The following is a 13638-nucleotide window of genomic DNA, read 5'->3' as shown; positions in this document are numbered from 1 at the left end:
CCCCACGCTGCAACCCCCGAGTTGCACAAATCCCGGCCTTCGCCACCCCGACCGTCTCTCAGTGTGCCCGGTCGACGACCAGCACCTGGACGGCACCGAACCAGGGGAGGATCCGACCCACCAGGGCCGCAACCGGTTCGAGCCGATACCCGAACCGCGCCGCGGTGAACAACCGGCCTCGCACCCGGGCCCGGCCGTGTCGAACGCCCAGGCGGCGCAGCTCTCGCCGAGAGACGAAGCGCGCGGCCGAGTACGGCGCTCGGCCGGTGGGCCGATCGATCCACCCCCACGGACTGGTCGGATTGAGGGCGAGCGCGACGATGCGCCCGCCCGGGCGAGTGATGCGGGCCATCTCGGCGAGCACCGCCGCGGCGTCGGTGAATTCGAGGGCCGCGATCGTCACGGCGGCGTCGGCAACGGCATCCGGCACGGGCAGGCGAGTGGCATCGGCGCGCACGAGCCGGACGGGTGCCCGGCCGGCCGCGACGGACAGCATGCCCGCCGAGAGGTCCACACCGAGCACGCGGGCACCACGGTGGGCGAGATGACTCACGAGGCGCCCGGTCCCGCAGCCGACTTCGATCACGCTCCGGCCGGCCACCTCGGGGAGGATCTCGTCGACCGCGTCCCGCTCCACGGCCCAGGCGTGGGCGCCCCACGGGGTGTCGAACCAGGTGTCGTAGTCCCGCGCCCGCGCAGCGTCGGTCGTCATCCGTCGCGCGGGGGCGTGGGAGTGCGGAACGGGGACTCGGAGTGCCGATCATTCTGTTCGCCGCGTTCGGAATCCACGGCCCGGGCGTCCTCGGCAGTGGTGGGCGGCGCGGAGTCGGTTCCCGGGGCGCCCTGCCCCGGATCCGCAGCGTCGATCTCTTCCCCGGATGCGCTCTTGAACGGCATGAACGGCTCGTTGACGGACATGCTGTCGGGTTCCCCGCCTCCGAGCCTCGAAACAACGGCTCGAGCCGGGCCTCGGCTGCGGGTACGCCGTCAGTCGAAATCCGGAACGGCAACGGTGTCGGACACAACGTCGTAGACGAGCAGCAGGACGCCGTTGTCGAGGACCTTGCAGTCGCGGAGCTCGAGGGTCGCCTGCGCCTCGACGGGGTCGAACAGGCGCCGGCCCGAGCCGACCAGCACGGGGTAGACGGCGAGCCGGTACTCGTCGACGAGTCCCTGACCGCGCAGGAACTCGACGAGGCTGCCGCTCCCCATGACCAGCAGGTTCTTCTCGGCCTTGAGTGCGCGGATCCCCTGCGCGACGTCGCCCTCGATGCGGCTCGCGTTCCACTCCAGTTCGGTGAGCGTGGTCGTGGCGACGTGTTTGGGAATGTCGTTCATCTGGGCCTTGGAAGCATCGTCCTCCCCGGGGTGGTCGGGCCAGACCGCGGCGAACTCCTGGTAGGTGGTGCGGCCGAGGAGCAACGCGTCCGCCTCGTTCAGTTCGGCGTCCTTGAACGCGGCGATCGTGTCGTTCCAGTACGGGAACGTCCACGCGGGGTTCTCCATGATGCCGTCCGCAGAGACGAACTCGGTGACGGTGACCTTGCCCATGACATCCACTCCTCTTCGGCCTCCCCCGTCCGCGCGGACGGGTGTGCTGTCCCGGATACAGACCGGCCGGCTCCGCCGAACTCATCGCGGCACGGACCGGACGGACTCAGACGACCCGCTCGAGGCTACTGCCCTCGTCGAGCCGGCGCAGCGTCCGCAGTGTGGTCCACAGCAGCGCGGTGACCACCAGCCCGACGGCGCCGTACGCAGGCAGCGCCGCAGAGATCGGCACCGACGTCGCCACCGCACCGGCGACCACCGCGCCGACGGAGGCGCCGGCGGTGACCTGCGCCGCCCACACCGCCGCGATGCGGCCCCTGTACTCGTCGGAGGTGTGCTTCTGGACCGTCGCGTACCGGACGATGTCGGTGAGCGCATCGCCGAAGCCGTGCGCGGCCAGACCGATCAGCGCCACCGCGACGGTCGCGGTGAGGCCCGCCCCGGCGAGTCCCGCGGCGGAGAGGGCCATGAGCACGAAGACCGCCTGTCCGGACCGGCGGAGACGGCCGGTCCAGCCGCTGGTGAGGGAGCCGATCACCGCGCCGACTGCCGGGGCGGTGTAGAGCAGTCCCACCACCGACGGTCCCGCGCCGAGCACCTCGGTCGCGTACTCGGGGACGAGCACCGACCAGCCGGCGAGCATCATCGTCACGAACCCGCAGACGAGCACGCCGCCGAGGACGCGGTTCGACGCCGCGTAGCGGAAGCCGCTCACCACCGAACGCAGTGGCGACTCGTCGGCGACGTGGGTCGGCGGCAGCGCCGGCAGCCGGGTGATACAGAAGGTCGTGATCGCGGTGGTGAACGCGGCCAGCGCGTAGGCCACCCCGACTCCCCCGGTGGCGATGACGACGCCGCCGAGCGCCGGCCCGATCATCGCGCCCAGGTCGCCGGTCAGCGCCATGAGGGCACCGGCGGCGGCCATCTTCTCCCGGGGCAGCAGGCTGGGCGTGACGGCCATGAGCGCCGTCGCGGAGATGCCCCCGCACACCCCGTCGATCACCGCCGCCACGTAGACGACCCACATCCTCGGATCGGGCAGGAACGCGTTGACCGCGAGCACCGCGAACGCCACACCCGCCGTGCCGCGCGCGAGCGCGATGACCCGCCGCCGGTCGTAGCGATCGGCGAGCACCCCGCCGGCGAAGGTGGCGGCGAACGTGGTCACGCCGAGCACCGCCGAGACCGCGGCGACCTGCGCGGTGGATCCGGTGAGCCGATACACCTGCAGGGGCACGGCGACGACGAGGAAGCCGAGTCCGAACAGCGACACGACCCGGGCCGTGAAGATGTAGCGGAATTCGCGGCTGGTGCGCAGCGGGTCGAGGTCGAGGACCAGCTTGTCGATCAGGGCCACGGCCGGGTCACCGCGAGGTGAGCAGGTCGTACCACGCCTCGAGCTGCGGTGCGGTGGCCAGGGAGACGAAGTCGACGTCCGCGCCGGCGCCGCGCCACTGTTCCACGAGCGCCATCAGGCGCACCGAGTCGAGGCCCTGATCGACGAGGCTGACTGCGGGATCCAGTTCGTCTGCCTCGATCTCGAGAAGCCGCGCGATATCGATGCGGATCGTCTCGCGGGCCAGGATGCCGGACTGTGCTGACATGAGGTCACTCCTTTTCGGTGGCAACGGGTTCGGGGATGCGGGCGGCGGCGGTCAGGGCCTGGACCCAGCGCCGGGCCACGAGGTCGACGGTGTGCTCGTCGAGCACCTCGGCGGGCGCGGCGAATTCGCAGTCGAGCACGGGGCCTTCCGCGGTGTCCTCGACGACGGCGTCGACATGCAGGACGTGGTCGACCGGGGTGGCCGGGTCGACGGAACCGCCGAGCGCGACGGCCTCGGGCGCGCCGGACCACGGGGCGCCGGTGTCCTCCCCCAGCGTCATCCGGCCGAGGTAGTTGAACACCACCTGCGGTCGTCGATAGTCGCCGAAGGCAGGGTCCGGGGCGAGACGGTGCAGCAGCCCGAATCCGATCCCGTTGTCGGGCAGCGCTTTCAGCGCTTCCGCGACGCGTGTGCGGACCGCATGCGCGGCAGCCGCTCCGGCCAGGGCGTCCTCGGGGTCGACGCCGGTCAGACTCAACGCCACCGGGAACATCGAGGTGAACCATCCGACGGTGCGCGCGACGTCGGACCCGGGCACGATCTGCTCCTCGCGTCCGTGGCCTTCGAGTTCGACGCGCACGACGTCGCCGCCACGGACCGAGGCCACCGCCACGGCAAGCGCCGCGAGCAGGGCCTCGTTCACCGCCCCGGAGGCGAGGACGTCCTCGGTGACGGGCACGGGGACCCGCACGTGCGTCGAGCGCAGCGCCGCGACCGTGTCGCGGACCGGGTCGAGCGGCCGAGCGCCGAGCGGTGGTTCGACCGCATCGACCGCGGGTTGCCATGCGGGCAGCGAGGTCCTGACCCGCTCGGAACGCGCGGCCTCGGCGAGTCCGGTCGCCCACGCCCGGAACGACGTGCCGGGCGGCGTCAGCGCGACGGTCTCGCCGCGTGCGGCCTGTTCGACGGCGTCTGCCAGATCCGGGACGAGGATGCGCCACGACACGCCGTCGATCACCAGATGGTGCACGGCGACGAACACGCGGCCGGGGCGGTCCGGCCCGAAGTCGAACCAGATCACCTGCATCATCACGCCGGCTTCCGGATCGAGTGCCCCGTACGCTGTTTCGCGCTCGGTGGCGAAACGGTCCGACCACCGTTCGTCCTCGAGGCCGGTGACGTCGACCCGTCGCACCAGTGTCTCGATGCCGGGTGCGTCCTCGGGAACGGTCCAGCGTGGCACGCCGTCGGCGACGACGAACCGGGACCGCAGCATCGGATGAGTGCCGAGCAGCGCCGCGACGGCCGTTCCGAGCACGTCGGCGGTGAGACCGACGGGTGCGACGAGCAGCCGGGCCTGCGAGAACCGCGCGAGGTCGCCACCCTGGGCGAGGGCCTCCCACACGATCGGGGTGATCGGCACGTCACCCGTCGCGGCCATCGCCGGCGCCGGGACGTCCGGTTCGTCGACCCCGGCCAGGGCCGCGACGGTGCGCAGCTCGAACACCTGACGGGCCGTCAGCCGGATCTCGGCAGCCCGGGCGCGGGAGACCAGCTGGATGGCGACGATCGAGTCGCCGCCCAGGGCGAAGAAGTCGTCGTCGATGCCGACCCGGTCCACGCCGAGCACCTCGGCGGCGACGTCCGCCAGCGCGGCCTCCCGCTCGGTGCGCGGCTCACCCGAGCCGGCCAGTGCACCGAAGTCCGGCTCCGGCAGCGCTTTCCGGTCCACCTTGCCGTTGGCGGTGACGGGGAACGCGGCCAGCACGAGCACCGCGGCCGGCACCAGGTAGTCCGGGACCCGCTCGGCGAGGACGGCCCGCACGACGGTGGGGTCGACGTCGCCGTCGGGTACGACGTAGCCGACGAGCCGGCACACGCCGCGGTCGTCGGTGTGGGCGACGGCGACGGCGTCGCGCACCCCGCGCACCGCGGTCAGCGCCGCCTCGACCTCGCCGAGCTCGACCCGGAAACCGCGGATCTTGACCTGGTCGTCGCCACGGCCGAGGAACTCGAGGGTGACCCGGCCGTCGCCGGCCGGGACCCGGCGCACGACGTCGCCGGTGCGGTACATGCGGGTGCCGGGCGGACCGAACGGGTCGGGCAGGAAGCGGGTGCCGGTCAGGTCGGGACGGCCGAGGTACCCCCGGGCGACGCCGGATCCGGCGACGTACAGCTCACCCGCGGCGCCGACCGGCACGGGGCGCAGCATCCGGTCGAGAACGTAGGCGGCGGCGCCGTGTACGGCCCGGCCCAGGCACGGGGTCTCGGCGTCGGTGACCTGCCCGACGAGCGAATCGACGGTGCACTCGGTGGGCCCGTAGAGGTTGAACGCACGTCCGTCGGTCAGTTCCCGCAGCCGCCGCCACAGCGCCGGGTTGACGGCCTCACCGCCGAATCCGACCGTGGCGGGGCGGTGCTCGCCGTCGAACAGCCCGGCAGCGACCATCCGGTCGAGGAACGACGGGGTGACCTCGAGGAAGTCGAGGGCGTGTTCGGCGACGTATCCGGCCATCGCCTCGGGGTCACGCACGGTGTCCTCGTCGAACACGTGCACGGCGTGCCCGTCGAGCAGCCACAGCATCGGCTGCCAGGAGGCGTCGAACCCGAACGACCACGCGTGCCCGACCCCCACGCTCGGCCGGCCCGCCGCCGCCACGGTGGGTACGTACAGGTCGGCGCGGTGGCTGTCGAACAGGCCGAGCAGGTTCGCGTGCGTGACCGCCACACCCTTCGGAAGTCCGGTGGAGCCGGAGGTGTAGATGACGTACACCGGATGCTCGGGCCGCAGCGGTGCGGTTCGCTCGCGATCGGTGACGGGGGCGGCCGGACGGACCGCGAGGTCGGCACGGACCGCCTCGTCGTCGAGATCGAGCACCAGCACTGCACCGAGCACCGGTCGCAGCGTGTGCGCGACGGCTCCGCCGGTGACCACGACCCGCGGCCGGGAGTCGCCGACCATGTGGGCGAGGCGCTCGGCCGGATACGACGGGTCCATCGGCACGTAGGCGCCGCCGGCGGCGTGCACGGCACAGATCGCGACCATCGTCTCGGCCGAGCGGGGCAGGGCCAGACCCACCAGTGTCTCGGGTCCGACGCCTGCGTCGATCAGCCGCCGTGCCAGCCGCCCCGCGGCGGCGCCGAGCTCGGCGAAGGTCAGGCGCTCGTTCCCGCACACCACGGCCATCGCGTCCGGGGTGCGGGCGATCTGCGCCGCGAGCAGGTCGGGCACGGTGGCGTGCCCGCTCGACGGTGCCGGAGCGGTCGACGAGAGCTCGTGCCACCGTTCCCGTTCGGCCGGACCGAGGATGTCGAGCTGTGCGACGCGCCGCGGGCGGTCGCCGGCGAACTGCTCGAGGAGGTGCACGAGCCGGCGGCCGATCCCCTCGGCGTCGTCGGCGGTGAACAGCGCCCGCTGGTATTCGAGGGTGAGGGCGAGCTCGTCGTCGAGTCCGGCGACGAGCACAAGCGGGAAGTTGGTGGCGTCGTGGCCGCGGACGTCGGTGACGTCGAGGCCGCCGGAACGCTGCGCCCGGGCGAGGGCGTCGGTGTCGATCGGGTAGCTCTCGAACACGACGAGGGTGTCGAAGAGTTCTCCGACGCCGACGGCGCGCTGGATGTCGGCGAGTCCGACGTACTGGTGATCGAGGAGCCGGTTCTGCTCGTCCTGGACGCGGCGGAGCAGATCGTCGGTGGGCTCGCCGGGGCGCAGCGCGACGCGCACGGGCACGGTGTTGATGAACAGGCCGATCATCGTCTCGATGCCGGGCACGTCCGGGACGCGGCCGGAGACGACGGCACCGAAGGTCACGTCCGTGCGGTCGAGCCGGGCGCCGAGAAGGACCGCCCATGCGGTCTGCACCGCGGTGTTCACGGTGACGCCGAGCTCGCGGCAGCGGCGCTGCAGTCCCGCAGCCAGTCCGGCCGGTACCGGCACGGGGAGTTCGACGGGCAGCGTGGCGTCGAGCGACGAGCCGGCGGGGGTGAGCAGCGTGGGTTCCTCGACCCCGGCGAGCGCCTCGGTCCAGCGGCGCAGTCCGTCGTCGGTGTCGCGGGCGCCCAGCCAGGCGAGATAGTCGGTGAACGGCCGGACCGTGGGCAGCGCCGCCGGATCGGCCCCCGCCCCGTACAGGGTGAACAGTTCCTGCACGAGCAGCGGCGACGACCACCCGTCGAGCAGCAGGTGGTGCGCGGCGAAGATCAACCGGTGCAGGTCCGGCGCGAGACGCACGAGCGTGAACCGCACCAGCGGCGCGGCCGCGACGTCGAACCGCGTGGCGCGGTCCGCAGCGACGAGCTCGTCGCTGCGCTCCTCCGCCGACCGAATGTCACATCGTGTCGATCCAACCGACGCGATGTGACATTCGGCCACGGCCACGGCCACGGGGTCGGGGGTGGGGCCGGAGGCGGGTGTGAGGTCGATGTGCGTCCACTGCAGGCCGGGGTCCCGGAGGACGACGCCGATCGGGTCGCCCGCCGCGGTGGTTCGGAACCCGGTCCGCAGAATCGCGTGCCGGTCCAGCAGCGCGGCGGCGCTGCGGCGCAAAGTGTCCCGGTCGAGATCACCGTGCAGATCGAGGACGGTCTGCATCGAGTACACGTCCGTTCCGGCGCCGCCGTCGAGACCGGCGAGGAAGAACATGCCGCGCTGCAACGGCGTCAGCGGCACGACGTCGTCGATCGGGCCGAGTTCGGTGGTGAGCGAGGCCAGTTCGGGAACGGTCAGTCCACGGTAGGTCAGATCCGACGGGGTGGGACCGCCGGCACCGGGGTCGTCGGCGTGCCGGGCCAGCGCGGCGAGGGCCGCCACCCAGCGACGGGCGACAAGGGTGAGGGTTTCCTCGTCGAGGACCTCCGCCGCCGTGAATTCACAGACGAGCTCGGGTCCGGCCGGGCCGTCCTCGGTGACGGCGTTGACGTCGAGGACGTGGTCGAGCGGGGTGCCGGGATCGACGGCCCCGCCGAGCGCGCCTGTCTCCGGCGCGGTGGACCACGCCTGACCGATGTTCTCCCCCAGCGTCATCCGGCCGAGGTAGTTGAACATCACATCGGGAGAACGGTATCCGGGGAAGTTCCGCGTTCCCTCGGGAGCGAGCCGGCGCAGCAGCCCGAATCCGATGCCGTCGTCGGGCAAGGCACGCAGCGACTCCTTGACCTGCGCGAGCGCGGTCCCGGTTGCGGCAGTTCCGGCGAGGGCCTCGTGCGGGTCGATGCCGGAGACGTCGAGCACGGCGGGGTACAGGGTGGTGAACCAGCCGACGGTGCGGGACAGGTCGGCGCCCGGCACGACGTGTTCGGCGCGGCCGTGACCTTCGAGGTGCACGCGCAGCCGGTCGCCGCCGCGCACCGACGTCACGGCCAGCGCGAGGGCGGTGAGCAGCACATCCGCGACGCCCGCCCGGTACGCGGCAGGCACGGTGGTGAGCACCTTCTCGGTGACCGCCGCGGGGACCCGCACCTCACGCGACCGGGCGGTGGCGACGGTGTCGCGTGCCGGATCCAGCGGGCGGGCACCGAGTCGCGGCTCGGCGCTGCCGGCGATCTGCTGCCAGCGCGGCAGGGACCGTGCGACACCGTCGGACGTGGCGGCCGCCGTGAGCCCGAGCGCCCAGTCCCGGAAGGAGGTGCCGGCCGCATCGAGTTCCGGTGCGATGCCGCGCCGCGCCTGATCAACGGCGGCCGCGAGGTCGGGGACGAGGATCCGCCACGACACGCCGTCGACGACGAGGTGGTGCACGACGACGAACACCCGTCCCGCGGCGCCGGGGCCGGCGTCGAGGAACAGCACCCGGATCATCCGTCCGTCCGCGGGGTCGAGTTCCGCCAGGGCGCGGTCACGCTCCGCCTCGAACAGCGCATGCCACCGTGGGCCGCCGAGGCCTGTCGCGTCGATGCGGCGCACCGCGGTCTCGGGATCCGGAACATGCTCGGGGACAACCCATTCCGCATCCTCCCCGGCAGTGGTGAGACGGGAGCGCAGTATGGGGTGGGTGTGCAGCAGCGCGCCGACGGCGGCAACGAGGTGCGCTTCGGTGAGTCCGACCGGAGCGACGAGCAGGCGGGATTGCGCGAGGCGCCGCAGATCCCCTCCGTGGTCGAGAGTTTCGCGCACGATCGGGGTGAGCGGGACCGGGCCGGTGGCTGCGACGACGGGCCGCGACGGCTGTGCGGCGACCGTGTCGGACTCGCAGGCGGCGGCGAGCGCGGCGACGGTGCGCAGTTCGAACACCTGACGGGCGGTGATCCGCACGTCGGCGGCACGTGCGCGGGACACCAACTGGATCGAGACGATGGAATCTCCGCCGAGGGTGAAGAAGTCGTCGTCGACGCCGACGCGGTCGAGGCCGAGGACCTCCGCGAACGCGGAGCACAGCGTCGCCTCCGTATCGGTGCGGGGCGCACCGGATCCGGCGAGGGCGCCGAAGTCCGGCTCCGGCAGGGCCTTTCGATCGACCTTTCCGTTCGCGGTGGTCGGCAGTACCGGCAGCGGCAGGATCGCGGCGGGCACCAGGTAGTCGGGCAGCCGGGCGGCGACGGCAGCGCGCACGGCCCCGGGGTCCGCCGTGCCGGTGACGTAGCCGACCAGGCGGCGCACGTCGCGAGCGTCGGTATGGGCGACGACGACGGCGGCATGCACCCCCGGCACGGCACCCAGCGCGGCCTCGACCTCGCCGAGTTCGACCCGGAAACCGCGGATCTTGACCTGGTCGTCGGCGCGGCCCACGTATTCGAGGGCGCCCCGCTCGGCGTCGACCGGGTCCGGTAGCCACCGAACAGTGTCGACCGGGTCCGGGTCGACCGAGTCCGGGTCGACCGGGTCCGGCAGCCACCGAACTATGTCACCGGTGCGGTACATCCGCTCCCCGGTGAACGGATCGGCGACGAACCGCTCCCCCGTCCGGCCGGGCTGTCCCAGGTAGCCGCGGGCGAGACCGCCGCCGGCGACGTACAGTTCCCCGGCCACACCGGGCGGTGCCGGTCGCAGCCACCGGTCCAGCACGTACAGCCGGGTGCCGGGGGTCGGGCCGCCGATGGTGACGGTGTCGCCGCCGATGCGGGTGTATGCGGCGTCGACGGTGCATTCGGTGGGGCCGTAGCAGTTGTAGGCCTCGACGCCGTCCGCGGCACCGAGCCGCTGCCACAGCGCCGACCCGACGGCCTCGCCGCCGACGGTCACCTTGGCGGGCCGGTGGTCGTCGCCGTCGAGCAGTCCGGCATCGAGCAGTCCGCTCATCAGCACGGGCACGCAGTCGACGTGGTCGATGCGGTGGGTGCGCACGTAGTCGACGACGAATGCGGTGTCGGTGCGGTGCTCGTCGGGCAGCACGTGCAGGGTGTGCCCGGACAGCAGCCAGGTCAGGGCGGCGACGGCCGAGTCGAACGCGAACGGGTAGGTGAGCAGCACCCGCCATGTGCCGGACGCCGACCGCATGATCGTCTCCCGTTGCGCGGCAACGAGATCGGCGAGATTGGCGTGGGTGACTGCGACGCCCTTGGGGAGGCCGGTGGAGCCGGAGGTGTAGACGACGTACGCGGTGTGACCGGGGCGGATCGGCCGGCGACGGTCGGCGTCGGTGACCGCGGCGGCGGGCAGCGCGGCGAGCCGGGCCTGCACGTCCGGATCATCCAGCACAACGACGTGCGCACCGGTGAGGCACGCTCCGAGCTCTGCGGCGACGGCGCCGGTGGTGAGCACGACGCTCGGACGGGCGTCGACGACCATGTGGGCGAGCCGCTCCGCAGGGTACGACGGGTCGAGCGGCAGATACGCACCGCCTGCGGCGAGCACCGCGAGGAGGGCCTCGACGGTCACGGCAGAGCGCGGCAGCGCGAGGCCCACGAGCACATCGGGTCCGACACCGAGCTCGATCAGCAGCCGCGCGAGCCGCGCCGAGTTCGCTTCGAGTTCCGCGAAGGTGCGCCGGTCGGCACCGCACACCACCGCGGGGGTGTCGGGCTCCGCGGAGTCGGGCAGTCCCGCGACGGTGCCGTCCGAGGGCGCGGCCGGTGCGACGGACCACGTCCCGAGGACGCGGCCGCGCTCGGCGCCGGTGAGCACGTCCAGCCCGGCGGCCGGGCGGTCCGGTCCAGCAGCGAGGGCGCCGAGGATGTGGACGAGACGGCCGGCGAGGGCGGCGGCGTCGTCCGCGGTGAACACACCGGGCCGATAGTCGAGGGTCATGACGAGGGTCTCGGCGACGCCCGCGGTGAGCACGAGCGGATAGTTGGTGGCGTCGCGGCCCTCGACGGCGGCGATCGTGACCCCGCCCGCGCGCTGGGCCCGGTCGAGTGCGTCCCGGTCGACGGGGTAGCTCTCGAAGACGGTGAGGGTGTCGAACAACTCCCCGAGGCCGGTCTCGCGCTGGACCTCGGCGAGGCCGAGGTACTGGTGGTCGACGGTGCGGGACTGTGCGAGCTGCACCTGTCGCAGCAGCTCGGTGACGGTGGCGCGGGGATCGAGCCGTACCCGCACGGGCACGGTGTTGATGAACAGGCCGACCATGGATTCGACGCCGGTCAGTTCCGGCGGTCGTCCGGAGACGGTGGCGCCGAAGACGATGTCGTCGCGGCCGAGAAGTCCGGACAGGAGCAGCGCCCAGCCGGTCTGCAGGACGGTGTTGAGGGTCACCCCGGCGTCGCGGGCGAGGCCGGTGAGCCGGTCGTGCAGCCCGGCCGGCACGTCGACGGCGAGCGCGGCGGAGGGTGTGGTGGCGCGGGTGGCGCCGGGTGGGGCGACGAGGCTCGGTTCGGTGAGCCCGTCGAGGGATTCGCGCCACAGCGCGCGGGCGGCGTCGTGGTCCTGCCGGTCGAGCCAGGCGAGGTAGTCGCGGTAGGGCCGTACCGGGGCCAGCCCGGCGGCGGTGCCGCCGGCGGCGTAGATCTCGAGGAGTTCGCGCACCAGGATCGGGGTGGACCAGCCGTCGACGACGATGTGGTGGGCGGTGAGCACCAGCCGCACGTCATCGGACCCGAACCGCACGAACAGCCAGCGGATCAGCGGCGGCCGGGTGAGGTCGAACCAGTCCCGCAAGTCCTCGGTGAGCAGAGCCGCGAGACGCCGCTCGGACTCGTCGACCGGAAGTCCGGTGAGATCGACGCTGCGCCAGGGGGCTTCGATGCCACGTACGACGAGTCCGGCGGTGCGGCCGTCCTTGCGGGGACGGAAACACGTGCGCAGCGCGGGATGCCGTTCCAGCAGCGCCTGCGCGGAGGCACGCAGTCCGTCCTCGTCCACCCGCCCGGTCAGGTGCAGCACGGACTGCACGGTGTAGGCGTCCGGTTCGACGGCTCCGGCGGCAAGGGCGGCGTCGTCGGGCGCGGCGACGGTGCTGAGGTAGAGCAGGCCCTGCTGCAGCGGCGAGAGGGGAACGATGTCTTCGAGCGCGGAGGTGCGGGTCATGTCTGCCTAACGGAGCGGGTGTGCGACGAGCACGGCCCCCGGGTCGCCGGACGCGGGGGCCGTGGGTGCCGGGAGGGCTACTGCTGCTGGTTCGCGGGCAACGCGGCGAGTGCCTGATCGATGGAATCGAGTGCGAGCAGCGCGGTCTCGTAGGTCGCGGCGTGGGAGTGCCGGACCGGGACCAGGTTACCGGCCTGCACGGCGGGCAGGGCCTGCCACAGCGGGGAGGCCATCAGCTCCTGCAGCTCGGGCGAGACGGAACCGTCGGCTTCGACGCCGTAGACGATAACGTCGACGTCCCCGAGGTTCCGGCCGATCTCCTCGACGGAGAGGTACTCGCCGTGCACGGCCTCGGGGTCGGCGGGCTGACCGGGGAACTGCAGGTCGAGGTCCTGGAAGAGGTTGGTGGTGTACGAGGAGGCGTACTCGCGGTAGAACTCACCCGGCTCGGTACCGCACACGTTGCAGACCCCGGCGAAGGTCAGGTTCCCGAGGGTGCCGCGGTACTTGCCGGCGATCTCGGCGGCACGCGCCTCGTACTGCTCCTTGTACTCGCCGTACTCCTCGGAGACGCCGGCGGCGTCGGCGTACTGCTCGCCGAGCACGCGCCAGTCACCGGGATCGGTCAGGCCGAGGAAGACCACCGGAGCGAGGGCCTCGAGTTTGGCCGTGTCGAGCTGCGACTGCACCCGCGCGGGCACGCCCATGATGATCAGGTCGGGCGCGGCGGCGGCCACGGCCTCGTAGTCGAGTTCGCTCACGGCGCCGTCCGGCGCCACCTTGGGCAGGGCCTCGTACGCGGCCGCGGTCTCGGCGTCCATGTTGTCGAGCTCGCGGGTCCATTCGCAGGCCGCAGCCAGGTTCGCCTCGGCCTGGAGCAGCGGTAGGACCGCGTACCCGCAGGCGACGATGCGCTGCGGATCGGCCGGGATCTCGACCGACCCGTTTTGCGCCTCGAACGTGCGCGTGGTGCTCGCGCTGGACTCCTCACCGGTGTCGGTGTCGCTGCCGCATCCCGCGAGGCCGATCGCCAGCATCGCCGCCGCGCCGATCGCCGCGGCGTGGCGCACCCGGCCCAGTCCCTCAACCCGCATCGCTCACTCCCACATGTCTGTTCGCCGGGCATCCGCCCGGGCTCAGTTG

Annotated in this window: 7 protein-coding genes; all 7 read right to left on the bottom strand. The window is 72.7% G+C overall.

Annotation, left to right across the window (positions count from 1 at the left end; all coding sequences use genetic code 11):
• Positions 1–58: 58 nt before the first annotated feature.
• The gene (locus tag AC2IPW_RS04500; RefSeq protein ID WP_486376381.1) at positions 59–712 is read right to left on the bottom strand and encodes a class I SAM-dependent methyltransferase; all 654 of its coding nucleotides are present in this window, start codon (positions 710–712) and stop codon (positions 59–61) included.
• Complete coding sequence (locus tag AC2IPW_RS04495; RefSeq protein WP_003936745.1) at positions 709–918, bottom strand: hypothetical protein; 210 nt, start codon at positions 916–918, stop codon at positions 709–711. Before AC2IPW_RS04495 ends, AC2IPW_RS04500 begins: the two co-directional genes overlap by 4 nt.
• A gap of 69 nt (positions 919–987) precedes the next feature.
• The gene (locus AC2IPW_RS04490) at positions 988–1551 is read right to left on the bottom strand and encodes a dihydrofolate reductase family protein (RefSeq protein ID WP_003936746.1); all 564 of its coding nucleotides are present in this window, start codon (positions 1549–1551) and stop codon (positions 988–990) included.
• Between the two features lie 106 nt (positions 1552–1657).
• Positions 1658–2908, bottom strand: coding sequence for an enterobactin transporter EntS (gene entS, locus AC2IPW_RS04485; RefSeq protein WP_486376380.1), 1251 nt, complete (start codon positions 2906–2908; stop codon positions 1658–1660).
• 7 nt (positions 2909–2915) lie between these two features.
• Entirely contained in the window at positions 2916–3155 is a 240-nt protein-coding gene (locus AC2IPW_RS04480) for a phosphopantetheine-binding protein (RefSeq protein WP_486376379.1), read from the bottom strand.
• Between the two features lie 4 nt (positions 3156–3159).
• Positions 3160–12495, bottom strand: a complete 9336-nt coding sequence (locus AC2IPW_RS04475; protein WP_486376378.1) for an amino acid adenylation domain-containing protein — start codon at positions 12493–12495, stop codon at positions 3160–3162.
• Between the two features lie 77 nt (positions 12496–12572).
• The gene (locus AC2IPW_RS04470; protein ID WP_371383427.1) at positions 12573–13589 is read right to left on the bottom strand and encodes an ABC transporter substrate-binding protein; all 1017 of its coding nucleotides are present in this window, start codon (positions 13587–13589) and stop codon (positions 12573–12575) included.
• Positions 13590–13638: the final 49 nt, after the last annotated feature.

The sequence above is a fragment of the Rhodococcus sp. NS-SX18 genome (assembly GCF_057367935.1).
The sequence above is the reverse complement of the archived record's forward strand: the minus strand, read 5'-3'. Positions and strand labels throughout refer to the sequence as shown.

What these genes read in the sequence shown, in the direction of transcription:
- AC2IPW_RS04500 (WP_486376381.1), bottom strand. Translation starts at nt 712, where the DNA reads ATGACGACCGACGCTGCGCGGGCGCGGGACTACGACACCTGGTTCGAC.
- AC2IPW_RS04495 (WP_003936745.1), bottom strand. Translation starts at nt 918, where the DNA reads ATGTCCGTCAACGAGCCGTTCATGCCGTTCAAGAGCGCATCCGGGGAA.
- AC2IPW_RS04490 (WP_003936746.1), bottom strand. Translation starts at nt 1,551, where the DNA reads ATGGGCAAGGTCACCGTCACCGAGTTCGTCTCTGCGGACGGCATCATG.
- AC2IPW_RS04480 (WP_486376379.1), bottom strand. Translation starts at nt 3,155, where the DNA reads ATGTCAGCACAGTCCGGCATCCTGGCCCGCGAGACGATCCGCATCGAT.
- AC2IPW_RS04475 (WP_486376378.1), bottom strand. Translation starts at nt 12,495, where the DNA reads ATGACCCGCACCTCCGCGCTCGAAGACATCGTTCCCCTCTCGCCGCTG.
- AC2IPW_RS04470 (WP_371383427.1), bottom strand. Translation starts at nt 13,589, where the DNA reads ATGCGGGTTGAGGGACTGGGCCGGGTGCGCCACGCCGCGGCGATCGGC.